Source organism: Sphingomonas sp. (assembly GCF_035490575.1).
Lineage (GTDB): Bacteria > Pseudomonadota > Alphaproteobacteria > Sphingomonadales > Sphingomonadaceae > Sphingomonas.
Genome location: NZ_DATJLI010000028.1, coordinates 22,375 through 28,724, shown reverse-complemented (window position 1 = coordinate 28,724; position 6,350 = coordinate 22,375). Strand labels below are relative to the sequence as shown.

Annotated in this window: 6 protein-coding genes; 5 read left to right on the top strand and 1 reads right to left on the bottom strand. The window is 65.4% G+C overall.

Going from position 1 to position 6,350, the window contains the following annotated elements; all coding sequences use genetic code 11:
• The first annotated feature begins 34 nt into the window (after window positions 1-34).
• Window positions 35-901, top strand: coding sequence for an S-methyl-5'-thioadenosine phosphorylase (locus VL973_RS01960; protein ID WP_325282357.1), 867 nt, complete (start codon window positions 35-37; stop codon window positions 899-901).
• On the opposite strand, the gene serB is transcribed toward VL973_RS01960, so the two are convergent.
• Window positions 898-1,782 carry a phosphoserine phosphatase SerB gene (gene serB / locus VL973_RS01955; protein WP_325282356.1) on the bottom strand — a complete coding sequence of 295 codons (885 nt, stop codon included), beginning with the start codon at window positions 1,780-1,782 and terminating at the stop codon, window positions 898-900. The two genes, VL973_RS01960 and serB, sit on opposite strands and share 4 nt — an antisense overlap.
• Between serB and miaA the strand changes: the two genes are divergently transcribed.
• From miaA to ilvC, 4 genes are all read left to right on the top strand, one after another.
• The gene (gene miaA, locus VL973_RS01950; protein WP_325282355.1) at window positions 1,775-2,707 is read left to right on the top strand and encodes a tRNA (adenosine(37)-N6)-dimethylallyltransferase MiaA; all 933 of its coding nucleotides are present in this window, start codon (window positions 1,775-1,777) and stop codon (window positions 2,705-2,707) included. The genes serB and miaA overlap by 8 nt on opposite strands.
• 73 nt (window positions 2,708-2,780) lie before the next feature.
• A complete protein-coding gene (gene ilvB / locus VL973_RS01945; protein ID WP_325282354.1) occupies window positions 2,781-4,544 on the top strand; it encodes a biosynthetic-type acetolactate synthase large subunit in 1,764 nt (587 codons plus the stop codon).
• Window positions 4,545-4,694: 150 nt separating this feature from the next.
• Window positions 4,695-5,210, top strand: coding sequence for an acetolactate synthase small subunit (ilvN, locus tag VL973_RS01940; protein WP_325282353.1), 516 nt, complete (start codon window positions 4,695-4,697; stop codon window positions 5,208-5,210).
• Window positions 5,211-5,253: 43 nt separating this feature from the next.
• Window positions 5,254-6,273, top strand: coding sequence for a ketol-acid reductoisomerase (ilvC, locus tag VL973_RS01935; protein ID WP_325282352.1), 1,020 nt, complete (start codon window positions 5,254-5,256; stop codon window positions 6,271-6,273).
• Window positions 6,274-6,350 lie beyond the last annotated feature (77 nt).

Sequence of the window (6,350 nt, the reverse complement as noted above, 5' to 3'; positions counted from 1 at the left end):
TGCTTTCGCGGCAATGACTGGAAAGGGTCGGGACATGGGCGACTGGACGATCGGGATCATCGGCGGGTCGGGCCTGTATGATGTGGAGGGGATCGAGGATGGCCGCTGGGTCGAAATCGAAACACCCTGGGGCGCGCCATCCGACGCGATCTATACCGGTCGCATCGGCCATGCCCGCGTCGCCTTTCTCCCACGTCACGGCCGCGGGCATCGCATCGCGCCGTCCGACCTGAACACCCGCGCCAATATCGACGCGCTCAAGCGTCTTGGCGTCACTGACATACTGGCCGTCTCCTCGATCGGCAGCCTGGCCGAGAAACGCGCGCCCGGCACCTTCACCATCGTCGACCAGTTTGTCGACCGGACGGTGGGTCGCGCATCCAGCTTTTTTGGCACCGGAATGGTCGCGCATGTCTCGATGGCCGATCCGGTCTGCCCGCGCCTGTCGGCCATGGCCGCCGATGCGGCCGAAGCCGCCGGGGCCAGCGTGCATCGTGGCGGCACCTATTTGGCGATGGAGGGGCCGCAATTCTCCAGCCGGGTCGAAAGCAACCTCTATCGCCAATGGGGCTGCGACGTGATCGGCATGACCGCCATGCCTGAGGCCAAGCTCGCGCGGGAGGCGGAACTGCCCTATGCGCTGGTCGGCATGGTCACTGATTATGATTGCTGGCGCGAGGGCGAGGAAGCGGTCGATGTCGCAGCCGTCATCCGTCAGTTGAGCGCCAATGCGGCGCGCGCGCGGGCGATGGTCGTCAACCTGCTGCAATCATTGCCCGCCGAGCGACCGCCCTCGCCCATCGACACCTGTCTGGACACCGCGCTTATTACCACCCCCGCCGCGCGCGATCCGGCTCTGCTGGAAAAGCTCGACGCGGTTGCCGGCCGGGTGCTGGGTTAGTCGGCACGCCAGTCGCGGCGGCGGATGCCCTGGGCATAAAGCAGCGCCGTCAGGTCGCCATGCTCGACCCGCGCAGCCGCTGCCGCCGCAACGACGGGCTTGGCGTGATAGGCGACGCCCAGCCCCGCCGCCCGGATCATCGGCAAGTCGTTGGCGCCGTCGCCCACCGCCAGAGTCTGCGACAGGGCGATGCCCCGTTCGGCCGCCACCGCGCGCAACGTCGCTTCCTTGGTGGCCGAATCGACGATCGGCTTGCCGACCGCCCCCGTCAATTCGCCATCCTCAATCACCAGGCGGTTGGCGATGGCGCGGTCGAACCCGATCTGCGCGGCGACCGGCTCGGCAAAGCGGGTGAAGCCCCCCGATACCAGCACGCTATGGGCACCGCGAGCGCGCATCGTCTGGATCAGCGTCCGCGCGCCGGGCATCAACGTCACCCGCTCGGCAAGGCAGCGCTCGATCGCGCTTTCCGCCAGTCCCTTCAGCAAGGCGACTCGCGCATCCAGCGCGGCTGCGAAATCCAGCTCGCCACGCATCGCGCGTTCGGTGACTTCGGCGATCTGCGGCTTGATGCCGGCATAATCGGCCAGTTCGTCAATGCATTCGACCGGGATCATGGTCGAATCCATGTCGGCGATCAGCAAGCGCTTTTCGCGATCAGCTGCGGCCTGAACCAGCACATCGACGCCGGCAAAGGCGCCCTCCAGCGCGCCGCGCACATCGCCCACGTCGTTGCCGGTTACAAACAGGTCGACCGCGACGGCCTCGTCCAGCCACGCAGGCTGTTCGGCGGTGGCGCCGGTTGCGGCAATCCGGTCACGCGCTTCGGAAACCAGTCCCGCATCGATCCGATCCGATGCTATCAGCGTGGCAATGAGCAAGTCCGCGTCCCCCCGGAAACCAATGGTCGCGCTAATCGCAGGCCCGACCGCCAGCGGCAAGTCCGCACTGGCGCTGGCGCTGGCCGAACGAACCGGCGGCGTCGTCATCAATGCCGATTCGGCGCAGGTCTATCGCGACCTTCGCATTCTGTCGGCCCGCCCATCCACAGAGGAAGAGGCGCGCGCACCCCACCGCCTGTTCGGCTATATCGATGGGGCAGAAGCATGTTCGGCGGCACGTTGGGCAGCCGATGCGCGCGATGCGGTGGCCGCTGCCCATGCCGAGGGTCGGTTGCCGATCCTGGTCGGCGGCACGGGCCTGTATCTGAGAACGCTGATCGACGGCATTGCGCCGGTGCCCCCCATCGACGCCGCGGTTCGCGACGAAGTGCGTGCGCTGCCTGTGTCGGTGGCCCATGCCGCCTTGTCGCGAGCCGATCCCGCCGCCGCCGCTCGTCTCAATCCGGCGGACACCACGCGCATAGCACGCGCGCTGGAGGTCGTCCGCTCGACCGGACGCCCGCTTGCCGCCTGGCAGGCGGAACAGGTCGGTGGGCTGGCGGGCGAGATCACGCTGGCGCCGCTGGTCCTGCTGCCCGACCGCGGATGGCTGTTCGAACGGTGCGACCGGCGACTGGCGACGATGTTCGATACCGGCGGCGTCGAGGAGGTGCGTGCGCTGCTCGACCGCACCGATATTGCCGCATCCGCACCGGTGCGCCGGGCAATCGGGGTCCCGGAAATTGCCGACTGGCTGGGCGGCCTGATCGACCGGGCGACGGCGCTCGAGCGGGCGTGTCTCGCCACCCGGCAATATGCCAAGCGCCAGTTCACATGGTTTCGCAACCAGCCACCAGCCGACTGGCCCAAAGCCACGGACATCGAGAACGACGACTTGTTACAATATTTCTCAATATTGCCTTGACGCGTATTTTTCATGCGGGTAGCAGCGCCCCGTCCGCGACGGTATCGCGGTGCAGCAACTCTGGAGACGTGACGTGACCGAGAAGAGTGGAGCCGATATCCTTGTCGAGGCGCTGACCGACCTCGGCGTGGAAGTCGTGTTCGGCTATCCGGGCGGCGCGGTGCTGCCGATCTATGACGCGCTGTTCAAGAACGGGCAGGCGCGCGGCGATCGCGCCATCCGCCACATCCTGGTCCGCCATGAACAGGCCGCGACCCACGCTGCAGAAGGCTATGCCCGCTCGACCGGAAAACCTGGCGTGGTGCTGGTGACATCGGGACCGGGCGCGACCAACGCGGTCACGGGCATCACCGATGCACTGATGGATTCGATCCCGATGGTTGTCATCACCGGACAGGTGCCGACTGCCCTGATCGGATCGGACGCATTCCAGGAATGCGACACCGTCGGCATCACGCGCCACTGCACCAAGCATAATTATCTGGTGAAGGACCCCGCGCGGCTCGGCGATATCGTGCACGAGGCGTTTCACATCGCCACATCGGGCCGCCCCGGCCCGGTGGTGATCGACATTCCCAAGGATGTTCAGGTCGCCACCGCCAGCTATCGCAAGCCCGGTCCCATTCAGCACAAAACCTATCGCCCGCAGGTCAAGGCCGATCGGTCGGCGATCGAAACGGCGGTGGACATGCTGGCGGCGGCCGAGCGGCCCGTTCTGTACACCGGCGGCGGCATCATCAATGCCGGGCCAGGCGCCAGCGCGATGCTGCGCGAACTGGCGCGCATCACCGGCGCCCCGGTCACGTCGACACTGATGGGTCTGGGCGCCCTGCCCGCCAGCTCGCCGCAATGGCTGGGGATGCTGGGAATGCACGGCACCTATGAAGCCAATCACGCCATGAATCAGGCGGACCTGATCGTCGCGATCGGCGCGCGGTTCGACGACCGCGTGACGGGCCGGCTCGACGCCTTTGCCCCGCACGCACGCAAGATTCATATCGATATCGACCGGTCGAGCGTGAACAAGATCGTCCGCGTCGACCTGTCGATCATCGGCGATGCCGGCCTTGCGCTGGAAGACATGGTGCATGTCTGGAAAGCACGTCAGCACGGCAAGCCCGATCTGGCCGAATGGTGGCGGCGGATTGATGGGTGGCGCCAGATGCGCTGCCTCGACTTTCCGGAGGTTGGCGACGCGATCATGCCGCAGCGCGCGATCCGGGCGCTGCACGACGCGACCCAAGCCCGCGCGCCGATCATCACGACCGAAGTGGGCCAGCACCAGATGTGGGCCGCACAGCATTTCGGGTTCGAGGCGCCGAACAAGTGGCTGACCAGCGGCGGACTGGGCACGATGGGCTATGGCCTGCCCGCCGCGATCGGCGCGCAGATCGGCAATCCCGGCGCGCTGGTGATCGACATCGCCGGCGAAGCATCGATCCAGATGAACATCCAGGAACTGGCGACCGCCGCCCAATATCGTCTGCCGGTCAAGATCTTCATCCTGAACAACGAATATATGGGCATGGTGCGCCAGTGGCAGGAACTGACTTATGAAAGCCGCTATGCCGAAAGCTATTCGGACAGCCTGCCCGATTTCGTGAAACTGGGTGAGGCCTATGGCTGGAAGGGCATCCGCATCGAAGGGCGCGACCAGCTGGAGAGCGGGATTGCCGAGATGCTGGCGCATGACGGCCCGGTGATCGTCGACTGCATGGTGGCAAAGCTCGCCAACTGTTTCCCGATGATCCCGTCGGGCGCGGCGCATACCGACATGATCCTTCAGGCCAATGAAGTGTCGGGCACGATGGACGACGAAGCCAAGGCACTGGTTTGACATGACAACACCTCCCCGGCGCGGGGAGAGGGACCGCCGGGCGCATGTCCGGGGGTGGAGGGGGCGGCAGCGGTCGGCGCGCTTGCGCCACGCTCTCCACTGCTGGCCGGTCCCCCTCTCCCGCGCCGGAGCGGTTCAAGGGGAATGACGATGCACATCCGCGAGGAACAACCCGAACGCCATACGCTGGCGGTTCTGGTCGATAACGAACCCGGCATCCTGGCGCGCATCGCCGGACTGTTTTCAGGTCGTGGTTACAATATCGAAAGCCTGACCGTAACCGACGTGTCGGAGGATGAGGCGGTCAGCCGCATCACCATCGTAACCTCGGCAAGCGCAGGCGTGCTGGAACAGATCATCGCCCAGCTCGACCGGCTGGTGCCCGTGCACAAGGTGGTGGACCTGACCGCTGCGGGACCGCATGTCGAGCGCGAACTGGCGCTGGTGAAAGTCGCCGGCACCGGCGACCACCGGATCGAGGCGCTGCGGCTTGCCGATGTCTATCGCGCGCGCGTGGTCGATGCGACGACCACCAGCTTCATCTTTGAAGTCACCGGCGGCAGCGAAAAGATCGACAAGTTTGTCGAGCTGATGCGCGAGGTCGGCCTGATCGAGGTCGCGCGCACCGGCATCGTCGCCATCGCCCGCGGCAAGGACGCCGCCTGACTTCACCACCGATTACTGAAATCAAGCAAAGGGATCACCGAGAATGCGTGTCTATTACGATCGTGACGCCGACCTGAACCTCGTCACCGGCAAGAAAATAGCCATTCTGGGCTATGGTTCGCAGGGTCATGCCCATGCCCAGAATCTGCGCGATTCGGGCGTCACCGATATCGCGATCGCACTGCGCCCCGGCTCCGCTTCCGCTGCCAAGGCCGAAGCCGCCGGCTTCAGGGTCATGGCGAACAAGGATGCCGCGCAATGGGCCGATATCCTCATGATCCTGGCGCCCGACGAGCATCAGGCCGCAATCTATGATGCGGATATCAAGGGCAATCTGAAACCCGGCAGCGCGCTGGCGTTCGCGCACGGCCTGAACGTGCATTTCGGCCTGATCGAGCCGCCCGCGGACATCGACGTCATCATGATCGCGCCCAAGGGGCCGGGCCACACAGTCCGCAGCGAATATGTGCGTGGCGGCGGCGTGCCCTGCCTGATCGCGATCCATCAGGATGCCAGCGGCAACGCGCATGACGTGGCGCTTGCCTATGCCAGCGGCGTCGGCGGCGGCCGGTCGGGCATCATCCAGACCGACTTCAAGGAGGAGTGCGAAACCGACCTGTTCGGCGAGCAGGCCGTGCTGTGCGGCGGCATCACCCACCTGATCCAGGCCGGTTTCGAGACTTTGGTCGAGGCCGGATATGCGCCGGAAATGGCGTATTTCGAGTGCCTGCACGAAACCAAGCTGATCGTCGACCTGCTGTATGAAGGCGGCATCGCGAACATGCGCTATTCAATCTCGAACACCGCCGAATATGGTGACATCAAGACCGGCCCGCGCATCATCACCGACGAGACCAAGGCCGAGATGAAACGCGTGCTCGCCGACATCCAGTCGGGCCGTTTCGTCCGGGATTTCGTGCTCGACAACCGCGCCGGCCAGCCGGAGCTTAAGGCCAGCCGAAAGGCCGCCGCAGTCCACCCGATCGAAAAGACTGGTTCAGAACTGCGCGCGATGATGCCGTGGATCGGCGCGAACAAGTTGGTCGACAAGGACAAGAACTGACTGCGGACGAAACGGCGCTTCCGATTGGGGGAGCGCCGTTTCGGAAACACAGCGTTCGCCAGTGAGTATTTGACTTC